This is a genomic window from Micromonospora sp. NPDC048839, from assembly GCF_040649915.1.
Taxonomy (GTDB): Bacteria; Actinomycetota; Actinomycetes; order Mycobacteriales; family Micromonosporaceae; genus Micromonospora.
Genome location: NZ_JBEZGL010000001.1, coordinates 53,415 through 73,479 on the forward strand (window position 1 = coordinate 53,415; position 20,065 = coordinate 73,479).

Below are 20,065 nucleotides of genomic sequence, written 5' to 3' on the forward strand. Positions count from 1 at the left end.
AGGAGGCGGGAGGCTCGCGGTGACCTCTGGCGTCGCGGCGTTGTGGTCGCACCGCAACTCGCTGCGCATCCTGGTCCGCCGGGATCTGGCGGTCAAGTACCAGCAGTCGGTGCTCGGCTACTTCTGGTCGTTGATCGAGCCGCTCGGCATGGGTGCCATCTACTGGTTCGTGTTCGGGGTGCTCTACTCCCAGGACACCGGCCGGCATCTGGGCGAGGCGGCGGGGTCGTACCCGTTGTTCCTGATCACCGGGATCTTCGCCTGGATGTGGACGAGTTCGGCGCTGAGCGAGGCGACGAACGCGCTGACCGGCCAGTCCCGGTTGATCACCACGATGAACGTGCCGCGGCAGGTCTTCCCGATCGGCCGGGTCACCGGCCGGTTCGCCGAGTACGCCGCCGGCCTGCCGATCCTGATCGCCATCGCGGTGATCTACGCGGTGCACGGTCGGATCCACCCGGGCTGGTCGCTGCTCGCCCTGCCGCTCGCGGTGGCCGTCCAGGCCGTCCTGTTGACCGGGCTGGCCCTGCTGCTGTCCGCGTGGAACGTGTTGATGCGCGACGTGGAACGGTTCCTGCGGCTCGTCATCCGGGTGCTCTTCTACGCCACGCCGATCATCTATCCGCTCAGCCTGGTCCGGGAGTCCGAGCTGCCCGGCTGGCTGAAGGTGGTGTACGAGCTGAACCCGCTGGTCGGGATCTTCCAGCTGCACCACGCGATCTGGTACCCGGACGAGTTCCCGAACGCCCGGCTGCTCGCCACGACCGTCGTCGGTAGCGTGCTGGTGCTGGCCGCCGGCTGGTGGTCGTTCCGCCGGTTGGAACCCGCCGTGCTCAAGGAACTCTGACGTGGCCGCGCCGATCATCGAGGCCGACGGCCTGGGCATCCGGTTCGTCCGCAACCGGCGCCGGCAGCTACGGCTGCGGGAGTTGTTGATCCACCGGGGCGGGCGCGGCGCCCTGCCCGGCCAGTTCTGGCCGCTGCGCGACGTGTCGTTCACCGTCGAGCCGGGCGAGACGGTCGGGGTGATCGGCCGCAACGGCACCGGCAAGAGCACCCTGCTGCGGCTGATCGCCGGGGTGCTCATCCCGGACGAGGGCAGCATCCGGGTGCACGGCGCGGTGGCGCCGTTGCTGGAGTTGTCCGCCGGCTTCGCCAACGACCTGACCGGACGGGAGAACCTGCACCTGGTCGGTGGGCTGCACGGGCTGTCGACGGGCTACCTGAAGCGGCACTTCGACGAGATCGTCGAGTTCGCCGGTGAGCAGGTGCAGGGTGCCATCGACACGTCGGTGCGGCACTACTCGTCGGGGATGAAGGTGCGGCTGGGCTTCGCGATCATCTCGCACCTGCCGCACCCGATCCTGCTGATGGACGAGGTGACCGCGGTCGGAGACGCGGAGTTTCGCAAGAAGTGTTACGCGACGATTGATCGTCTGCTCGGGGAGGGGCGCACGCTGGTGCTGGTGTCACACAACGAAAAGGACCTGACCCGGTTCTGCCGTCGGGGGTTGTACCTCGACGCGGGCCGGTTGACGCTCGACGGCACCATCGCCGAGGCGCTCGACGCGTACCACGCCGCGGTTCCGCGGTGACGCTCGCGATCGTGCTCGCCGCCGAGACGCCCGCGGCGGGCCTGACCACGTCGACCGGCGAGCCCCTGACCGAGCGGCTGGCCGGCCAACTGCGCCGGGCCGGCGCGGACGAGGTGCGGTTCGCCGCCGACCTCGACGAGCTGGCCGCGCTTGTCGACGCCGCCGACGGCCCGCTGCTGATCACCGCCGCCGACCTGGTCGCCCACACGGCCGTGCTGCGGCACCTGGCCACCAGCCCGGTCGGGCCGACGGTGGCGTTGGTACTCACCGACCCGCCGGTGCCCGGTCGCACCGCCGTGCGGGAGGAACGCGGCCAGGTGGTGGACGCCGGCCCGCTGGAGGCCCTCGACGGCGACGCCACCGGCGTGTTCGGTGGCGCGCTGCGGGTCGGTGTGGACGACCTGCCGACGCTTGCCGCCGCCGCCCGTGCCGCCGCGTCCGGGGTGCTTCCGGTCGCCGCCCCGATCGGTCCGGTCGGCGACGTGTCGCCGCTGCCGGCTGCCGGGGGAGCCGGACACGGCGTCCCCGGGTCCGCCGTGGACCGGCTCGTCGCGGGTCTCGCGGCGCTCGGCACCCTGATCTTCGCCCAGCGGGTACGACTGCTCGTCGCGCACCGGGTCACGGACGCGTCCGGGTTGGCGGCTGCCGAAGCCGCGGTGACAGCTGTCGACGAGGACCGGGCCGAGCTGCGGCTGTCGGTCAAGGAGAAGGACGACTTCTTCTCCACCTACTTCGTCAGCACCTGGTCGCCGTACGTGGTCCGGCTGTCGGCCCGACTCCGGCTCACCCCGACCGGGGTGACGGCGATCTCGGTGCTGTTCGCGCTGGCGGCGGCGGTGCTGTTCGGGGTCGGCGGGCGACCCGCCCTGGTCGGCGGCGCGGTGCTGCTCTACCTCGGCTTCGTGCTGGACTGCGTGGACGGGCAGTTGGCCCGCTACACCCGGCACTTCAGCGCCTGGGGCGGCTGGCTGGACACCATGGCGGACCGCGCCAAGGAATACCTGGTCTACGCCGGCCTGGGCTTCGGGGTGAGTCACGCCGGGTTGGGCAACGGTTGGGCGTTGGCGATCGCCGCGATGACGCTGCAGACCGTCCGGCACATGACCGACACCTGGTACGGGGTGCTGCACGACGAGGCAGCCCGCCGACCCCGGGTGGCGGCGGGCGCCAGCGGTGGCATCGGCGACCGGTTGAACGCGGCGTCGACCCGGGTGCAGGCGGACACCGGCTCGGTGTCGTACTGGCTCAAGCGCACGGTGGTCTTCCCGATCGGTGAGCGCTGGGCGTTGATCGCGGTGACCGTGGCGCTGTTCAATCCGCTGGTCAGCCTGATCGCGGTGCTGGTCTGGGGGGTGCTGGCGTTCGCGTACACCGGGGCTCTGCGGACGCTGCGCGCCCGCTGGATGTGGGTGCCGGTGCTGGACACGGTCGACGCCACCCTGCACCGCGACGACGGGCCGTTGGCCCGGCGGCTGCCCGTGGTCCGCCCGATGGGGCCGCTCACCCTTGCGGTGCTCGCCGCACTCGGCCCGGCGGTGCTGCTGGTCGTCGCGCTGCTGGGGGATGCGCCGGGCGGGCTGCGCTGGGCGGTGCCGGTGGCGCTGCTGGTGCTGCTGGCCGGTGGTCTGGGCGCCGGGGCGGCGCACAACGGGCCGTTGGACTGGCTGGTGCCGGCGGCGCTGCGGGCGGCCGAGTACCTGTTCGCCATCGCGGTGGGCGTGGTCGGCGACGTGCCAGGTTGGCTGATCTTCGGGTACGTCTTCGTGCTCACCGTGCACCACTACGACCTGACCGCCCGGCTGGAGAAGCGGCAGGCGGCGCCACCGCTGCACGCGGCCACGCTGGGTTGGGAGGGACGGTCGGTGCTGCTGGCCCTCGCGGCGATTGCCGGCATCGCGGGTATCGGGCTGGCTACACTCGGTGCGTACCTTCTCGTGCTTTTCGTGGTGAGCGTCGTCCTGGCCTGGTTCGTCCGACCGGCCCATAGCGCGCGGGCGTTTGTCGCGCCGGTGAGCGCCGGAGGTGCCGCGCCACGCTGACGGAGGGACGGCCGGATGACCCTGATCAGCTTCGTGGTGCCGGCCTTCCGGGTGCAGGGATACCTGCGCGAGTGCCTGGACTCCATCCTCGGTCAGCCGGAGACCGACATCGAGGTGATCGCCGTCGACGACTGCTCGCCGGATGCCAGCGGCGACATCATCGACGAGTACGCGGCCCGCGACCGGCGGGTCCGGTCGGTCCGGCTGCCGGAGAACGTCGGCCTCGGTCCGGCCCGCAACATCGGGCTGGACCGGGCCGTCGGCGAGTACGTGTGGTTCCTCGACGGCGACGACTGGCTGGCGCCGGAGTGCCTGTCGGAGGTCGCCGAGCGGTTGCGGGTGACCCGACCGGACGTGCTGCTCGTCGACCACGTCCGGACCCACTGGAACGACACCGCCACCCGCAGCGCGATGGCCGAGGTGTTCCCCGAGTCGCCCGGCTCGGGCACCTTCCGGTTGCGGGACCGGCCGGCGGCGATGCGCCTGCTGCACACCGCGTGGAACCGGTTGGTCCGCCGGGAGTTCCTGACCGACCTGGGGCTACGGTTCGCGCCCGGCTGGTACGAGGACGTGTCGTTCAGCTACCCGGTGCTGATGGCGGCGCAGCGGATCGGCGTACTGGATCGGGTCTGCGTCAACTACCGGCAACGCCGCGCCGGCGCGATCACCCGGACCCGGGGGGACCGGCACTTCGAGGTCTTTCCGCAGTGGCACCGGGTCTTCCACCTGATGGACGCGTGGGGCTCGGCGACGGACTCCCTGCGCCCGGCGGTCTTCGAGCGGATGATCTGGCACTACCTGACCGTGCTCGGCAACGGTCAGCGGATCGCCCCGGAGTTGCGGCCGGCGTTCTTCGCGCAGATCACCGCCGACTACGAGCGCTGGTTGCCCCCCGGCGGTTATCCGGTGCCGGACGGAGTGGAAGGGCTCAAGCACCGGCTTGTCGCTTCCGGTCGGTGGCACACCTTCAGCGCGTTGCGGGCCGCGAGCCGGGCCCGGGACGCCGCCCGCCGGAAGGCGCGCACCGCCCGGCGTCGGGTAAGCCCGGTCGCTCGGCGCGGTGCTCGGCTGACCCGCGACGGGTTGCTGCGCGAGTACTACCGGGCTGAGCTGCGACGACCTGTCGATCCGACGCTCGCCGTGTACGCCGCCTACTGGTACCGGGGTTACTCCTGCAACCCGGCGGCGATCTACGAGGTGGCCCGCCGGTTGGCGCCGGGGATCCGTGGGGTGTGGATCGTGCGCCGGGACCGGGTGGACGCCGTGCCGGCCGGGGTGGAGTACGTGGTCGCCGGCACCCCGGCGTACTACCGGGTGCTCGCCCGCGCCCGCTGGTTGGTCAACAACGTCAACTTCCCGGACTTCGTCCGCAAGCGGCCCGAGCAGGTGCACCTGCAGACCCACCACGGCACTCCGGTCAAGGTGATGGGGCTGGATCAGCAGCGCTACCCGATCGGTGCGGGCCGGATGGACTTCGCCGGGCTGCTGCGCCGGGTGGACCGCTGGGACTACAGCGTCAGCGCGAACAGCTTCTCCACCCAGATGTGGGACCGGGCGTACCCGGCCACGTACACGACGCTGGAGGTGGGTTACCCGCGTAACGACCGGCTGGTCACCGCCGGCCCGGACGAGGTGCGCCGACTGCGCGCGGAGTTCGGCCTCGGCCCCCACGAGCAGGTCGTGCTGTACGCCCCGACGCACCGCGAGCACCTGCCCGGCTACCGGCCGCCGTTCGACCCGGACCGGTTCGTGCGGGCGCTCGGTGACTCGGGCCGGCTGCTGATGCGCAGTCACTACTTCCACGACCGGGATCGGCGTCCCGGTCGACCGGCGGACTGGGAGCGGGTCCGCGACGTCAGCGGCCACCAGCGGGTGGAGGATCTCTACCTGGTGGCGGACGTACTGGTCACCGACTATTCGTCGGCGATGTTCGACTACGCGGTGCTGGATCGGCCGATCGTTCTGTATGCCCCGGACTGGGAGGCGTACCGGCTGGCCCGTGGTGTCTACTTCGACGTGACGGCCGAACCGCCGGGTGCGGTGGCCACCACCTTCGACGATCTGCTCGACCTGTTCCGGACCGACGCGGTGCGGTCGGACGCGGCGGCCAGGGCGCGCGAGCATTTCCGGGGTCGGTTCTGCACATTGGACGACGGGCACGCGGCGGAGCGGGTGGTGCGTCAGGTGTTCCTCGGCGAGCCGGGTGAGCGGTCCGGAAGCTGCTGATCGGACTTTTGTCGCTTAATAGCAGCGTCACTCACTGAACATAGGACGTTTACCCGATGTCCTAAACCAATGATCCTGGTCACAGTCTTCAGGGGTTCGGCCGAACAACTGGGGGGGACGACGGTGAGTACCGTCACGCTCAAGGATGTGACCAAGGTATTCAGAGATGGCACCATGGCCGTCGACAGCATCAATCTCGATGTCAACGACGGCGAGTTCATGGTGCTCCTCGGGCCGTCCGGTTGCGGAAAGTCCACCGTGCTGCGGATGATCGCCGGGTTGGAGGACCCGACCAGCGGGGCCGTCCTGCTGGACGGCGAGCTGGCGAACGACCTGCCGCCCCGGGACCGCAAGATCGCCATGGTCTTCCAGGACTTCGCGCTCTACCCGCACATGACCGTTGGCGACAACATCGCCTTTCCGCTGCGGCTGGCCGGGGTGGAGCCGGAGCCGCGCGGTGAGCGGGTCGGTGACGTGGCCAGCGCGCTGGGCATCGGTGACGTACTGGCCCGCAAGCCTGGCCAGCTCTCCGGTGGGCAGCGGCAGCGGGTGGCGATGGGCCGGGCGATCGTCCGCCGACCCGGCCTGTTCCTCATGGACGAGCCCCTGTCGAACCTGGACAGCGGCCTGCGGGCGGAGTTGCGCGCGGAGATCTCGGGCCTGACCCGGGAGCTGGGCGTCACCACCGTCTACGTCACCCACGACCAGGCCGAGGCGCTCACCATGGCCGACCGGGTGGCCATCATGCGTAAGGGTGTTCTCCAGGACGTGGGCACACCCACCCAGGTGTACGGCCGGCCGGCGACGCTCTACGTGGCCGCCTTCCTGGGCAGCCCCCGGATGAACCTGTTGGAGGCGTCGGTCTACGTCCACCTCGACCGCTACGTCACGCTCAACCTCGGTGACCAGTCGCTCTACCTGCCCTGGAACGACATCCGCAGTCGGGCGGTGGCGCATTACCACGGTGAGCGGATCGTGGTCGGCATGCGGGCCGAGGCGCTCACCCCGGTCGCACCGGACAGCCCCGGCGACGTGCTGCGCGGGCGGATCCGCTACCTGGAGCACCACGGGCACGAGTCGCTGGCGTTCCTCGACATCGGCGCCACCGCGATCATGGTCGACGAGATGGGTGCGCCGCTCGACCCGCCGCCGGTGGGCCAGCGCGGCCTGCGTCGGTTCGGCTCGGTGATGCAGCGACTCACCGGTAAGCCGGTGGAGCCCCAGGAGACGCCGAGCAGTGGCACCCAGACCAGCGTGCTTCCCGATCCGGGCCGGCACCACCGCCGCCCGGCGGAGCTGGCGGTGCGGTTGGCGCCGTACCCGGCGGTCAGCGCCGGCCACCCGCTCGCCGTCTCGGTTCGGATGGACGCGCTGCACTTCTTCGACGAGCGGGGCGCCCGGATCGACGTGGGTTGGCGCTGAGGACTCGCCGGAGCAGGGTGGCGGCCCGGCCCGGGGTGCCCTACCGTCTGCCCACCAGTCCACAGTGAAAGACCACCGAAAGGGGTGCGCCCGTGTCGGGTGACCGTCCCAGTCCGCTCGTCATCGAGCGCATCCTGCGTGATCGTGAGGGCATCTGGCAGCAGATCGTGGCCGAGGGTGACCTCAACAAGCTGACCGGGCGCATGCTGACCAGCTCCGCCATCGCGTTGGCCTGCTACGGGGCGGTGCTGGGCTTCTTCCACAGCCCGCTGATGGCGCTGACCTCGGCGCTGAAGCTGCCGCTGCTGTTCCTGGTCACCCTGGTCATCTGCCTGCCCACGCTCTACCTGTTCAACCTGGTCTTCGGCGCCCGGCTCTCGGTGCGTCAGTCGTTGGCGCTGGTGATGGTGGCGATCACGGTCACCTCGATGCTCGCGGTGGCCTTCGCGCCGATCAGTCTCTTCTTCCTGATCACCGCGAACGACTACGGGTTCTTCAAGCTGCTCAACGTGGCGATCCTGGCCCTGTCGGCACTTGTCGGGCTGCGCTTCCTGACCAGCGGCATGCAGGTGCTCAACGACCACGGCCTGCTCGCCGCGCCGTCGACCGCCAACGCCCAGGTCAACGCGCACGCCACCGCCCCGGCTCCGGCGGCGCCGGCCGCGGTGCCCACCGCCTCGGCGCCGGCAGCCGCCCCGGCCGTCGGTGCGGGTGCCGCGCCGGCGACCGTACCGGCCGCGGTCGCGGTGGCCGAGCCCGCTCCGAACGGCGCGACCGCCGCCCCGGCGCACGTTCCGGCGCAGGGGAGTGGCCAGACCGCCGGTGCGGCTCCGATGGGCACGCTGCCGCCCGGTTACCCGCTCTCGTGGAACGACCGCTCGATTCGACGGAGCGAACCGGCGCAGCGGCCGGCGAGCATGACCCTGCTCTACATCTGGATCCTGCTCTTCGGCTTCGTCGGCACCCAACTGGCGTGGACGCTGCGTCCGTTCTTCGGCGACCCGGGTCAGGATTTCGCCTTCTTCCGCAGCATCGACGGCAACTTCTACGCCGAGATCCTGCGGACGATCGCCAACCTCTGAGCCTCGGCCGAAGGTGAGAAAAACGCCTGTTGCCGGCCTGGTTACCGGCTAGTAACGTCGGCTCATGACCATCGACTCCCGCCAGGTGGCGGCCGGCATGCTCGAAGCGGTGCCCTTCGCCCGTACGCTCGGGCTCGAATTCGTCGAGGTGGCGCCCGAGGCGGCGGGCGGGGTCCGGGCAGTCGTCCGGATGCCCGACTCGCCGGCCACCCACAACCACGTCGGCGGCCCGCACGCGGGCGCCCTCTTCACCCTCGGCGAGACGGCCTCCGGCGCGGTCGTGCTGGCGGCCTTCGGGCACCTGCTCGACCGCGCCGTGCCGCTCGCCGTCCGAGCCGAGATCGCCTACCGCAAGCTCGCCATGGGTCCGGTACGGGCCACCGCGCGGCTCGGCCGGCCGGCCCTCGACGTGATCGAGGAGTTCGAGTCCGGCCGGCGGCCGGAGTTCGGGGTCGACGTGGAGATCGCGACCGAAGACGGCACGCCGACCTCGGCCCTGACGGTGATCTGGACGCTGCGACCCAACTGAGACCGTGCCAAGGAGGCCGAAACGGGTTTGCGGGCCCAGCGGGGTGGATAGATTCGTACCGTGCTGGGCCTACCTGCTCACGTGACCGCCTGTCTCTTCGATCTGGACGGTGTGCTGACGCAGACCGCCCGCGTGCACAACGCCGCCTGGACGCAGACGTTCGACGAGTTTCTCCGGCAGCGCGCCACCGTCTCCGGCGAACCGTTCCAACCCTTCGATCCCGGGCCGGACTACAACCGCTACGTCGACGGCCGACCCCGCGCCGACGGCGTCCGGACGTTCCTCGCCTCCCGCGGCATCGTGCTTCCCGAGGGCACCCCGGACGACCCACCGGACGCCGACACCGTCAACGGCCTGGGTAACCGCAAGAACGTCCTGCTGCTGCAACGTCTGCGTACCGCCGGCGTCGAGGTCTACCCGGGCTCGGTGCGGTATCTGCAGGCGGCGGCCGCCGCCGGGCTGCGCCGGGCAGTGGTCACCGCCAGCGCCAACGGGGCTGAGGTGGTCGCCGCGGCCGGGCTGACGCCGCTGCTGGAGGCCCGGGTCGACGGGCTGGTGGCGCGGGCCGAAGGGCTGCGCGGAAAGCCGGAACCGGACACGTTCCTCGCCGGGGCCAGGCTGCTCGGCGTGGACCCGACGCAGGCCGTCGTCTTCGAGGACGCGCTCTCCGGGGTGGCCGCCGGCCGTGCGGGCGGCTTCGGTTACGTGGTCGGCGTCGACCGGGTCGGGCAGGCCGACGAGTTGCTCGCGCACGGCGCCGACATCGTGGTGCAGGACCTGGCCGACCTGCTCGACGCCGCCGATCCGCCGGAGCCGGCGCGCACCGCTGCCCCGCACCAGCCGAGCGCCCAACGGGACCAGACGTGATCCGGGAGCGGGCCTATCCGGTCGAGCCGTGGCACGTCCGCGAGACCCGGCTCGACATGGACGTGCTGGCCCAGTCGGAGTCGGTCTTCGCGCTCTCCAACGGGCACGTCGGGCTGCGCGGCAACCTCGACGAGGGCGAGCCGCACGGCCTGCCCGGCACCTACCTCAACTCGTTCTACGAGCTGCGCCCGCTGCCGTACGCGGAGGCCGGCTACGGCTTCCCCGAGTCCGGGCAGACGATCGTCAACGTCACCAACGGCAAGCTGATGCGGCTGCTCGTCGACGACGAACCACTCGACGTGCGGTACGGGGAGCTGCTGGCCCACGAGCGGATCCTCGACATGCGGGCCGGCACCCTGCACCGGGAGCTGCACTGGCGCTCGCCCGCTGGCCGGGAGGTCAAGGTCCGCAGCACCCGCCTGGTCTCGTTCACCCAGCGCTCGGTCGCCGCGATCAGCTACGAGGTGGAGGCCGTCGACGGCCCGCTTCGGCTGATCGTGCAGTCCGAGCTGGTGGCCAACGAGTCGCTGCCCGCGCAGAGCAAGGACCCCCGGGTCGCCGCGGTGCTGGAGTCACCGCTACAGGCCGAGGAGGAGCTGACCACCCCGGACGGGGGGCAGCTGATCCACCGCACCAAGGTCTCCGGGCTGCGGGTCGCCGCCGCGATGGAGCACGAGGTGCACGGCCCGGACCACACCACCATCGAGTCCGAGGGCTACCAGGACTGGGTGCGCACCACGATCGCCTGCGTGCTCAAACCCGGCGAGAAGCTGCGGGTGATCAAGTATCTGACGTACAGCTGGTCGAGTCGGCGGTCTCTGCCCGCGCTGCGCGACCAGGTCGGCGCGGCACTGGCCGGCGCCCGGCTGGACGGCTGGGACGGTCTGCACCGGGAGCAGCGCAGCTACCTCGACGCGTTCTGGGACGCGTCCGACGTGCTGGTCGAGGGTGACCCGGAGGTGCAGCAGGCGGTCCGGTTCGGTCTCTTCCACGTGCTTCAGGCCGGCGCGCGGGCCGAGCAGCGGCCGATCTCGGCGAAGGGGCTTACCGGTCCCGGGTACGACGGGCACGCCTTCTGGGACACCGAGATGTTCGTGCTTCCGGTGCTCACGTACACCCAGCCGAGCGCGGTGCGCAGCGCGTTGCAGTGGCGGCACAGCACGCTGGACTCGGCGCGGGAGCGTGCCGAGACGCTCAACCTCAGGGGTGCCGCGTTTCCCTGGCGGACCATCGAGGGGCCGGAGTCCTCCGGCTACTGGCCGGCCGGCACGGCGGCTTTCCACATCGCTGCCGACATCGCCGACGCCGCGCGCCGCTACGTGATGGTCACCGGAGACACCCAGTTCGAGCGGGACATCGGGTTGGAGCTGCTGGTGGAGACCGCCCGGCTGTGGCGTTCGATCGGCCACCACGACCGGCACGGCCAGTTCCACATCGACGGTGTCACCGGCCCGGACGAGTACACCGCCGTGAAGAACGACAACATCTACACCAACCTGATGGCACAGCGGAACCTGCTCGCGGCCGCCGACGTGGTGATGCGCTACCGGGACGAGGCGTTCCACCTCAAGGTCACCGACGAGGAGGCGGCGAGCTGGCGGGATGCCGCCACCTCCATGCACGTTCCGTACGACGAGGAACTCGACGTGCACCAGCAGGTGGAGGGCTTCACCCGGCTACAGGAGTGGGACTTCCCGCACACCCCCGCGGAGAAGTACCCGCTGCTGCTGCACTACCCGTACTTCGAGCTGTACCGCAAGCAGGTGGTCAAGCAGGCCGACCTCGTCCTCGCCATGCACTGGCGAGGGGACGCGTTCACCGCCGAGCAGAAGGTCCGCAACTTCCTCTACTACGAGCGTCGCACCGTACGCGACTCGTCGTTGTCGGCCTGCACGCAGGCGGTGCTCGCCGCCGAGGTGGGCCACCCGGAACTCGCGCACAGCTACCTGCGTGAGGCAGCCCTCATGGACCTGCACGACCTCAACGAGAACACCCGCGACGGCGTGCACATGGCGTCGTTGGCCGGCGCCTGGCTCGCCCTGGTCAGTGGGCTCGGCGGGCTCCGGGACCACGACGGCGAGTTGTCCTTCGCGCCCCGGCTCTCCAGCCGACTCAGCCGACTGGAGTTCTCCCTGCAGTGGCGGGGGCTGGCGCTGCGGGTGGATGTCCGCCCGCACCAGACGACGTACTCGCTGCGTCACGGTGGTCCGGACGACGTGGTGGAGTTGCGCCACCACGACCAGGTGCTGCGGGTGACCTGCGACGAACCGGTGACGGTGCCGGTGCCGCAGGCCGAGCCGTCCGGTCCGCCACCCGAGCAGCCACCGGGCCGGTCACCACTGCTGCGGTTGCCCGAGCGCACGAACGCGCAGTGACGGTCGGGGCGGGAGTGGTCCCGCCCCGACCGTCACCATCCACGTCACGTCAGACGGGTTCGCCGGTCGACGGCCGCCCGATCGCGTCTCGGGGCGCCGCGGCCTTCGGATCGTCGGGCAGGCGGGCCGAGGCGGCCTGGTCGCCGAAGTCCGGGTCGCGCTTGGCGTCCTGTTCACGCCGGGCCTGCTCGGTCGTCTGCTGCTGTTGCTGGGAAATCTGCTGCTTGGCCATGGCGATCCTCGCGATCCGTCGGGGCGCGGTTGCGCCGACACGGTCTGCGGTCGTTCGTCGCCTACCCGATGGGCCGTCCGGCAAACGGGGCCGACGGCGACTCCGTTCGGGTGCGTGCGGTGCGGTGGGTGGGGTATCCGGGGCGGCAGACGAGCGCTCCGGAGGTGGGCATGGACGAGCAACGCGGCACGGTGACCATCCCGGTCGGCGACGTTCAGCTCCCCGCCGACCTGATGCTGCCTCCCCAGCCGGTCGGCGTGGTGCTCTTCGCGCACGGCAGTGGCAGCTCCCGGCACAGCCCGCGCAACGTCGCGGTGGCCCGTACGTTGCACGGCCGCGGGCTCGGGACGGTGCTGGTGGACCTGCTCAGCCCCGCCGAGGACGAGGTGGACGCCCGCACCGCCGAGCTGCGGTTCGACATCGGGCTGCTGGCCAGCCGGCTGGCCGGGATCATCGACTGGCTGGCGGTCGAGCGTCCCGCCGGTGACGTTCCGATCGGTTTGTTCGGGGCCAGCACGGGAGCCGCCGCCGCCCTGGTCGCGACGGCGTCCCGCGCGGATCGGGTGGGTGCCGTGGTCAGCCGGGGCGGTCGGCCGGACCTGGCCGGTGCCGCGCTGGCCCAGGTGCGTACCCCCACGTTGCTGCTGGTGGGCGGTCTGGACGAGGAAGTGATCACGCTGAACGAGCGGGCGCTCGCGGAGTTGGGGGAGGTCGGTGAGCTGCGGGTGATCCCCGGTGCCACCCACCTCTTCGAGGAGCCCGGCACCCTGGAGCAGGTCGCCGAGCAGGCTGGCGAGTGGTTCACCACGCGGTTGCGCTGACGATCACCCTCAGGACGTGAGGGCCGAGGCTGCGCGACGCTGTTGGACGGTGTCGATGACGCGCCAGAGGACGGCGGTGATCGGGACGCTGACGAACGCGCCGGCAATCCCCGCGATCAGCGTGCCGGCGGTGACCGCCACCAGGATCACCGCCGGGTGCAGCCGGACCTGCCGCTTCATGACCAGCGGCTCCAGCAGGTTGCCCTCGATCTGCTGCACGGCGATCACGGCGGCCAGGGTGAGCAGGGCGGTGGTGGGACCCTTCGCGGCCAGTGCCACCAGTACGGCGACCGCACCGGCCACCGTCGCCCCGATGATCGGCACGAACCCGCCGAGGAAGGTGATCAGCGCCAGCGGCAGGGCGAGCGGCACCCGCAGCACCACGAGCGCCAACCCGATGCCCAGCGCGTCGATGGCGGCGATGAACATGGTGCCCCGGCTGTACGCGCCCAACGTGTGCCAGCCGGCCCGGCCGGCCTCCGCCAGCACCGGCTGGTTCGGGCCGGACACCCGGGACAGCACCCAGTGCCACATCGACCGGCCGTCCTTGAGCAGGAAGAAGAGCAGCACCAGGGCGAGCAGCGCGGAGCCGAACACCTCGGTGGCGGTCCGGGCACCGGCCACGGGGTCCGGCGAGCTGCCGCTGAGCCCCTGCCGGGCCTGGTCGACCAGCCGGTCCAGCTGTGCTTCGCTGACCGGCAACGTGGACGTCACGAAGTCCCGGCTGCGCTCCACACCCTGCGTCAGCTCCTGGCTGAGCTGATCGAACTGGCTGGCGGTCAGGTTCCACACCAGAGCGCCGACACCGACCAGGATGCCGAGCAGCAGGAGTACGGTGCACAGCGCGGCCAGCGCCGCCGGCAGGCGCAGCCGCCGGAGCAGGAGCAGCACCGGGTCGAGCAGTGCGGTGAGGAAGATGGTGGCGGCCAGCGCGATGGCCAGCGGTGCCAGCAGGACGGCGATCCGGCCCAGCAGGTAGAGCCCGGCGATGATCACCACCAGGCAGGCGCTCCACACCACCGCGCTTCGGACCAGCCAGGGCAGCGCCGCCCACGAGTGGCGTGGTCCGGCGCCGTCCGTTGTCTCCCCGGTGCCCGCCCCGGAATCCTCTGCCGCCATGTCGGTCCTCCTCGATCTCGGCGAGTCGGTACCCGCCCGGGCGTACGCCGACACCCCGTCGCACCAACGCCTGATGACGGGTCGACGTGGCGGGGATGACGTACCCGGTGTCTCCCGGGCCGCCGAGGTGTCGGCGACCCGGGAGTGTCCGGTCCGGACCGTGCGGTCAGCGCTGCTGCTTCTCGCGCAGCTCGCTCATCGAGGTCGGCCGGCCGCTCAGCGCGTCGCGTAACCGGTCGATCATCCCGGTGCCCGGGTTGAGCAGCTTGTTCGCCGGCGGGTGGTCCGGTGCGTCCGGGTGTGGTCGGGTCGGCGCGACCTTTTTGAACGCCGTCACCTTGCCGGCCAGCTCGACGAGCTCCTCTCGGGCCGTGGCGGCACGCAGCCGGGGGAACAACTCGTTCTCCTCGTCCTGCACGTGGTGCCGGATGGTGCTGGTCAGGTGGGCGAGCAGTTCGTCGAAGCGGGGGTCGGTCGGATCGAGCGACTCCAGGTCCTTCATGGTCCTCTCGGCGTCGGCGTGTTCGGTGATCTCGTGATCGGCGATCTCGTCGCCGTCGGGGAGTGTCTTGCGGGCCGTCGGGTAGACGTACGCCTCCTCGGCGACGGCGTGTCGGACGAGCTCGGCGATCACCACGTCGACGACCTGCCGGCGGTACTCCGGGGTGCCCTGCCGGGTCTCCAACTCGACGAAGAGTGTCTCGACCTCACGGTGGTCGGCGACCAGGATGTCGACGACGTCCTGGTCGGCGTTCGGTGGGTTGGTCATGTCACGGCCCCTTACCGGTTGCGGATCGGTGGGAGGTGTGTGGCCCTGGTACCCCCACGGGGCTGCACAAACCTACGGATGCCGATGGGCTGCACGGTGCCGGTGGTGTCGGTGGGGCGCGTCCGGCACGATTGCGCGGCCGATGCCGGGGTAACCGCCGCCATGACCGACGACCGCCCACCCGCCGACCGCGAGCAGTCGCGGCTCGACGACGCCGCCCAGCGGGGCGGCCGGGCGGTCCGACGGGTGCGACACCGCAGCGGGCAGGCCGGCCGGATCCGGGCCCGACAGTGGGAGGTCACCCTGGTGATCTCACTCCAGGCCGGGTTGGCCGCCGCGATCGCCGCGCTGCTCGCCAAGAATCTGCTCGGTCCCGGATCGCACGTCTTCGCCCCCGCCGCCGCCGTCGGTACGATCGCCACCGCCATCGGGCAGCGGGCCCGGCGCACCTTCGCGCTGCTGGCCGGAGTGGCCCTCGGCATCGTCATCGGCGACACGCTGCGTTTCCTGCTCGGCTCCGGTCCGTGGCAGACCGGCGTGGTGGTCGCGCTGGCCATCGCCGCCGCGTTGCTGGTGGCCGGCAAGGGCGGCCCGCTCGTCGGTCAGGCCGGCGGTACGGCCGTGCTGATCGCCACGCTGGCCCCGATGGAACGAGGGCTGGAGCTGCCCCGGATCTTCGACGCGCTCGTCGGCGGGGTGGTTGGTCTGGTGGTGGTGGCGCTGCTGTTGCCGATCAACCCGATGCGCGTGCTGGACCGGGCCGCGGCGCCGATCTACGCGACCCTCTGCGCGCAACTCGGCGATCTGGCGACCGCGTTGCGGGCGCGCGACGGCGACGGGACGTTGCGCGTCCTGGAGCGGCTGCGCAGCACCGACGCCGACCTGGGTCGGCTCCACGACGCGCTCAGCGGCGCGGAGGAGGTGGTGACGATCGCGCCGGTCCGCTGGCACCGCCGCGAGCAGTACCACAGGTACGCCCGCAGCGCGGATCACCTGGAGCGGCTGCTGCTGGACACCCGCGCGTTGGCTCGCTGGGCGTCGACCGCACTTCAGTACGACGAGCCGATCCCACGCGAGTTGCCGGACGCGATGGGCCGGTTGGGTCAGGCGGTGGCAGAGATGCGCAGGGAGTGCCGGGTGGGTGATGATCCCCGGCGTACCCGCCGGCTGGTCGAGGAGAGCGCCGAGTTGGCCGGGCGGGCCTCCGCGAGCGGGGTCAAGTCGTTCGGCGAGGCGCTCGTCACCGGGTTGCGGACGTCGGCGAGCGACCTGCTCCGGGCGTCCGGTTGTGAAGCCGACGACGCCAACCGGATCGTGCGCCGGGCGGCCGGCGTCGGCGTGGCCGAAGTCCACCCGCCGGTGCGGCGACAACTGCGGCGGATCCGTCCGACCCGGGCCGCCCGGGTTCGTCGTCGTGAGCACCTGGCCGCCCGGATGCGCGACGACAGCCGGGCCGGCCGCCCCGCGAGGGAGCGACCGGCCCGGTGAGCCGTTCGGGTTGGTCAGGAGGAGTAGCCGCGCTCGGCGATCCAGTTGGCGACCTTCGGCAGGCTCATCCAGTACTCGCCGAGCGCCGGGTCGGCCGGGTCGGCGACCCGGATGCTGTCGCCACCGTCGCCGTAGCCGACGAGGGCCACGTAGTGGCCACCCTCGTACGAGTGCGGGTTGCCGTCGGTGTCCACCGTGGTGCCCTTGATGTTGGCCACCACCGGTCGGCCGGCGTCCACCGCGGCCCGCACGTCCCGGCGTAGCTGCTCGACCTGGTCCGGGCGGGCCACCGAGTCACGAATCTCGGTGGTCCGGTACTTGCCGCCGGTCAGCTCGTTCAGCACCCGGGTGGTGTCCAGAGCCGACGGGGTGCCCGCCTCGGTGGTGCCGAGCAGCTTGGCCACCTCGTCCTGGGAGAGCGCCTTGCCCTGGGCGGACAACGCGATACGCGTCGCGGCCGGGCCGCAGTAGAAGAAGTTCGGCTGCGCCTGGTAGTCGACGCTCAGGACCCGCTCGGCGGACCGGTCGGTCTGGCTCGACGAGGTCGGCGCGGCCGCAGCCGGTGCGGCCTGGGCGGCTACCGCCGGGCCGAGGGCACAACCGCCGGCGACCAGCATGCCGACGACGGACAGACCGCTCTTCTGGATGATCGGGTTCATGGTCGAGTCTCCGTTCGGGGGTTGGCGCCTCCTACTGGCGGAGGGCGCAGCACCGGGAATGGCGCTCGGCTCAGCACCGGGGCGACGACCAGCGGGGATCTGGGCCGCTGCCGTACCGGGGACGTAACGGCCCTGCTCCGGCGGGCATTCCGCCGGTCGCGGAGGTGCGGGGGTCGCGAGAGGGTGCAACGACTGCCGGCCGGGCGGGATTCCTGGGTACCTCGGGGGTCAGAGGCTCCCGAGCAGCCCGGTGACGGTGATCTCGATGACGACGCGTTCCGGATTCGGACGTGGGGTGCGATACCGCTCGGCGTAGCGGCGCTCCGCGTCCGCCACGGCGGCCCGATCCGACCGCAGCACCGCGCGGCCCTCGATGGTCAGCCAGCGGCGGCCGTCCACGTGGCAGACCGCCACCGCCGCGCCCGCCGCACCGGCGGCGGCCACCTGACGGGCCTTGCGGGAGCTGCCGGAGGTGATGACCCGGGCCAGCCCGGCCGCCGGGTCGAGGGTCACCCCGACCGGTACGACGTGTGGGGTCCCGTCCGCACGAATGGTGGTCAGGGTCGCGAGGTGCCGTTCCGCGCAGAAGGCGACAACACGCTCGTCGTGCACGTCCAACCGATGATCGCCCGCCATGCCCGTCCCCTGTCCACCGAACCGACCCCGATCATGGCACCTGACGGCGTGCCCGCTCCCGATCGGTCGACGAATCAGGCTGGCCGGGCAGTTGGTGGCCGGCTGCCCGGCGCTTGTGCACCAGCCGGGTGAGGTAGATCAGCGCGCCGGCCAGGACACCCATGTCGTCCAGGTAGATCGGGTCCGGGAGGACGTCGATCGGGAAGATCGTGTAGATCAGCGCGCCGTAGAAGGCGACCTTGCCGCCGGTGCCGAGGCCGGTCAACATCCGCCGCGTACGCACCACCCGCACCGCCAGCACCACGGCACCGACAAGTGTGGCGATGGCCAGGATGCCGGCGATCACCACGAGGACCCACGCCTCTCGGGACATGCCGTCACGCTAACCCACCGGGAGCCGCGCGGCTCAGAACGCGGGCACCGCCGCGCGGCTCAGAATGCGGGCACCGCCGCGCGGCCGCGAGCGGTCACCGTGTTTTCCCGGGTCTGCTCGACCGACGGCTTGACCACCTCGCTGAGCGGCAGCACCGACGCCGACTCGGCGACCCGTCGCCCGGTGGCGGCGTGGGCCTCCTCGCGCAGACTGCGGGCCGCCGCGACGGCCATCTCGGCCGCCCGCCAGGCAACCTGCTCCTGCTCGCGGGCCGCGGCGTGCCGGGCCGCCAGGTTGTCGCGAATCGCCCGCCGCAGCACCAGCTCCTGTGCGACCGGGTGCAGCCGTGGGTCCCAGCCGTCGCGGTGCGCGAAGACGTCGCTGAGCTGCTCCACCGACAACTCCCGCCGCCAGTACGCGTCAAGCGCGGCACGGTGCAGGTAACGCTCGCGGTCTGCGTACTCGGCGGGAGTGCGGGTGGTCTGCGGCAGGGGCATGGCGGCTGCCGCGTCGAGTCGCCGGACGGCGGCCTCGGCCGCCTCGTACGTCTGCCAGGCTGCCTCGACCGCCTCCTGCGCGGCCACCCACTCCGTTCGGCGGCGCTGAGCGGTGGTGGTCGCCCGCGCCGCGGCCACCGCGACCTCCTGCGCGTAGCGGCTCTGCTCCCGCTCCTCCTGCGCCTGTTCGAGTTGGCTCGGCATGGCCGCGCGGCGGATCCGGGCGCCCGGGTCGAGGCGGAGCCGGCCGGGCCGTAGCAGCAGAGCGGCGACGGCGACGCCGACGAACCCGAGCAGGCTCAGCCAGATGACAGCGGCCCGGGACAGGTCGGGCAGGGCGGCGGAGAGGATGGTTTGCATGATCAGCACCTCGCGGTCGAAGGCGGGTATCGACGGGTGGCAGGAGGAGCCCGACGGGAGCGGGCGGCCGGGCGACGGGGTCATCCCGTCGGGGGCGACTCAGCTGCTGTGGCGGACTACCGGAGGCCGGGCAGGGCCCCGGGGATCACCGGGCCAGGATCAGCGGACGGGCGGACCGCGTCGCGCGGGGGTGCCACGGCCGGGATCGATGGCTGGGGCCTGACCCCGGCTCTCCGCGATCGGCGAGGTCTCCGCGGTGGTGCCCGCCGGGTCAGCCGGCCGGACGGCAGCGGGCTGGGCCGCCCGCTCGGTGGCCGGCGCGGCATCGGGGCGGACAGTCGCCACCCGGCTGCTCACGGCACTGGGCCGCAGCTGCGTCGAGGCAGGTGGTGGGGTCGCGGCGAGGGCGCCGCCCAGGCCGACCGCGAGCACCAGCGCGGTGATCGCCAGTCGGGTCAGCTCACGCAGCGACCGCAGCACAGCCCAACGGGCCGGGCGGACCAACACTGCGGACGACACCCGACCAACCTAACGCCTGCCCTGCCGTGGCGCAGCACGGCGACGGCCCGGGAGGCCGTGACCGCCACCACCCTGCGCACTGTGGACGGCGGGTGTCCCACCTGGTGTCGAGTGGGTCAGACCTCGGGGTCGACCTCCGTGGTGGGCGTTTCGGCGAACAGCGCGAGCAGGTCACCGACCTGGCGGTCGGCCTCGGCGGGGTGCCGGAACCGGCCGGCCGGATTGAGGGTGTACTCGTTGCGCCGTCCGACGCGGGTGCGGTGCAGGTAACCCTCCGCCTCCAGGTCGGCGACGATCGCCTGCGCGGCCCGTTCGGTCACGCCGACCTCCGCGGCGACGTCGCGTAGCCGGGCGGTGGGGTCGCGGGCGATGGCCAGCAGCACGTGCCCGTGGTTGGTGAGGAACGTCCAGTTCCGCCCGCCGCCGGTGGCACCCGTCGCGGTGCTCGCCATCGTGT

At 71.9% G+C, this 20,065-nt stretch carries 20 protein-coding genes; 11 read left to right on the forward strand and 9 right to left on the reverse strand.

Annotated features, from left to right (window positions below):
* Positions 1 to 19 precede the first annotated feature (19 nt).
* From AB0C25_RS00265 to AB0C25_RS00305, 9 genes are all read left to right on the forward strand, one after another.
* Positions 20 to 847, forward strand: a complete 828-nt coding sequence (locus tag AB0C25_RS00265; protein ID WP_357368158.1) for an ABC transporter permease — start codon at positions 20 to 22, stop codon at positions 845 to 847.
* A gap of 1 nt (position 848) precedes the next feature.
* The gene (locus tag AB0C25_RS00270) at positions 849 to 1,595 is read left to right on the forward strand and encodes an ABC transporter ATP-binding protein (RefSeq protein ID WP_357368159.1); all 747 of its coding nucleotides are present in this window, start codon (positions 849 to 851) and stop codon (positions 1,593 to 1,595) included.
* 41 nt (positions 1,596 to 1,636) lie between these two features.
* On the forward strand, positions 1,637 to 3,634 hold the full coding sequence (locus AB0C25_RS00275) for a DUF5941 domain-containing protein (RefSeq protein WP_357369004.1): 1,998 nt from the start codon (positions 1,637 to 1,639) through the stop codon (positions 3,632 to 3,634).
* A 15-nt stretch (positions 3,635 to 3,649) separates the two neighbouring features.
* Positions 3,650 to 5,860 carry a bifunctional glycosyltransferase family 2 protein/CDP-glycerol:glycerophosphate glycerophosphotransferase gene (locus tag AB0C25_RS00280; protein WP_357368160.1) on the forward strand — a complete coding sequence of 737 codons (2,211 nt, stop codon included), beginning with the start codon at positions 3,650 to 3,652 and terminating at the stop codon, positions 5,858 to 5,860.
* 123 nt (positions 5,861 to 5,983) lie between these two features.
* Positions 5,984 to 7,282 (forward strand): ABC transporter ATP-binding protein, encoded by a 1,299-nt coding sequence (locus tag AB0C25_RS00285; protein ID WP_357368161.1) that lies wholly within the window; start codon positions 5,984 to 5,986, stop codon positions 7,280 to 7,282.
* 92 nt (positions 7,283 to 7,374) lie between these two features.
* The gene (locus tag AB0C25_RS00290) at positions 7,375 to 8,364 is read left to right on the forward strand and encodes a hypothetical protein (RefSeq protein WP_357368162.1); all 990 of its coding nucleotides are present in this window, start codon (positions 7,375 to 7,377) and stop codon (positions 8,362 to 8,364) included.
* Positions 8,365 to 8,428: 64 nt separating this feature from the next.
* Positions 8,429 to 8,893: a DUF4442 domain-containing protein gene (locus AB0C25_RS00295; protein ID WP_357251944.1), complete on the forward strand. Its 465-nt coding sequence runs from the start codon at positions 8,429 to 8,431 to the stop codon at positions 8,891 to 8,893.
* Between the two features lie 60 nt (positions 8,894 to 8,953).
* Entirely contained in the window at positions 8,954 to 9,760 is an 807-nt protein-coding gene (locus AB0C25_RS00300; RefSeq protein ID WP_357368163.1) for a beta-phosphoglucomutase family hydrolase, read from the forward strand.
* The gene (locus AB0C25_RS00305) at positions 9,757 to 12,135 is read left to right on the forward strand and encodes a glycosyl hydrolase family 65 protein (RefSeq protein ID WP_357368164.1); all 2,379 of its coding nucleotides are present in this window, start codon (positions 9,757 to 9,759) and stop codon (positions 12,133 to 12,135) included. Before AB0C25_RS00300 ends, AB0C25_RS00305 begins: the two co-directional genes overlap by 4 nt.
* 49 nt (positions 12,136 to 12,184) lie before the next feature.
* Here the strand turns inward: AB0C25_RS00305 and AB0C25_RS00310 are convergent, their stop codons facing one another.
* Positions 12,185 to 12,367, reverse strand: coding sequence for a hypothetical protein (locus tag AB0C25_RS00310; RefSeq protein ID WP_357368165.1), 183 nt, complete (start codon positions 12,365 to 12,367; stop codon positions 12,185 to 12,187).
* Between the two features lie 170 nt (positions 12,368 to 12,537).
* Here AB0C25_RS00310 and AB0C25_RS00315 point away from each other — a divergent pair, with 170 nt between their 5' ends.
* On the forward strand, positions 12,538 to 13,188 hold the full coding sequence (locus tag AB0C25_RS00315) for a hydrolase (protein ID WP_357368166.1): 651 nt from the start codon (positions 12,538 to 12,540) through the stop codon (positions 13,186 to 13,188).
* 9 nt (positions 13,189 to 13,197) lie between these two features.
* Here AB0C25_RS00315 and AB0C25_RS00320 read toward each other — a convergent pair whose 3' ends face one another.
* On the reverse strand, positions 13,198 to 14,307 hold the full coding sequence (locus AB0C25_RS00320; RefSeq protein ID WP_357368167.1) for an AI-2E family transporter: 1,110 nt from the start codon (positions 14,305 to 14,307) through the stop codon (positions 13,198 to 13,200).
* Positions 14,308 to 14,473: 166 nt separating this feature from the next.
* A complete protein-coding gene (locus AB0C25_RS00325) occupies positions 14,474 to 15,076 on the reverse strand; it encodes a hemerythrin domain-containing protein (RefSeq protein WP_357368168.1) in 603 nt (200 codons plus the stop codon).
* Positions 15,077 to 15,238: 162 nt separating this feature from the next.
* Between AB0C25_RS00325 and AB0C25_RS00330 the strand changes: the two genes are divergently transcribed.
* A complete protein-coding gene (locus tag AB0C25_RS00330; protein WP_357368169.1) occupies positions 15,239 to 16,564 on the forward strand; it encodes an FUSC family protein in 1,326 nt (441 codons plus the stop codon).
* A gap of 14 nt (positions 16,565 to 16,578) precedes the next feature.
* Here the strand turns inward: AB0C25_RS00330 and AB0C25_RS00335 are convergent, their stop codons facing one another.
* From AB0C25_RS00335 to AB0C25_RS00360, 6 genes are all read right to left on the reverse strand, one after another.
* On the reverse strand, positions 16,579 to 17,223 hold the full coding sequence (locus tag AB0C25_RS00335) for a C39 family peptidase (RefSeq protein ID WP_357368170.1): 645 nt from the start codon (positions 17,221 to 17,223) through the stop codon (positions 16,579 to 16,581).
* Positions 17,224 to 17,451: 228 nt separating this feature from the next.
* Positions 17,452 to 17,859: a TIGR03618 family F420-dependent PPOX class oxidoreductase gene (locus AB0C25_RS00340; protein WP_357368171.1), complete on the reverse strand. Its 408-nt coding sequence runs from the start codon at positions 17,857 to 17,859 to the stop codon at positions 17,452 to 17,454.
* Between the two features lie 31 nt (positions 17,860 to 17,890).
* Positions 17,891 to 18,232: a YkvA family protein gene (locus tag AB0C25_RS00345; protein WP_357368172.1), complete on the reverse strand. Its 342-nt coding sequence runs from the start codon at positions 18,230 to 18,232 to the stop codon at positions 17,891 to 17,893.
* Between the two features lie 59 nt (positions 18,233 to 18,291).
* Entirely contained in the window at positions 18,292 to 19,089 is a 798-nt protein-coding gene (locus AB0C25_RS00350) for a hypothetical protein (RefSeq protein WP_357368173.1), read from the reverse strand.
* A 159-nt stretch (positions 19,090 to 19,248) separates the two neighbouring features.
* The gene (locus tag AB0C25_RS00355; RefSeq protein WP_357368174.1) at positions 19,249 to 19,608 is read right to left on the reverse strand and encodes a hypothetical protein; all 360 of its coding nucleotides are present in this window, start codon (positions 19,606 to 19,608) and stop codon (positions 19,249 to 19,251) included.
* Positions 19,609 to 19,724: 116 nt separating this feature from the next.
* Positions 19,725 to 20,060 (reverse strand): MarR family winged helix-turn-helix transcriptional regulator, encoded by a 336-nt coding sequence (locus AB0C25_RS00360; protein ID WP_357368175.1) that lies wholly within the window; start codon positions 20,058 to 20,060, stop codon positions 19,725 to 19,727.
* Positions 20,061 to 20,065 lie beyond the last annotated feature (5 nt).